This is a genomic window from Acinetobacter johnsonii (genome assembly GCF_048551975.1).
GTDB lineage: Bacteria > Pseudomonadota > Gammaproteobacteria > Pseudomonadales > Moraxellaceae > Acinetobacter > Acinetobacter johnsonii_A.
Genome location: NZ_JBIMCF010000182.1, coordinates 1 through 287, shown reverse-complemented (window position 1 = coordinate 287; position 287 = coordinate 1). Strand labels below are relative to the sequence as shown.

Here is a 287-nt window from a genome sequence, read left to right as displayed (position 1 = left end):
GCATAACTGACTAACCCTCTCTATTTTATGCCGATGGCATGGGTTAGTGGTGAACACCACCTGTGCCAAAAGCTTCACGGTGAATATTTTCTGCAGGAACACCACGGGCAATCAGAGCTTTTTGTTGCTCAGCCATAAATGGCATTGGGCCGCATAAATAATAATCTGCTTGCGTTGGTAGAATCGCACTATCAATGGTACTCGAATCAAGACGACCTTTCGCATCAAAGTCTTGACCTAAAATATCACTTTGATGTGGAAACTCGTAAGCAGTAAAGGTACTTAGG

1 pseudogene is annotated in these 287 nt (G+C 43.6%); it reads right to left on the bottom strand.

Features of this window, described 5'->3' with window-relative positions:
- Positions 1-43 precede the first annotated feature (43 nt).
- Positions 44-287 (bottom strand): annotated as a pseudogene (locus ACG9ZB_RS17160) (nitric oxide dioxygenase); the annotation flags it as partial.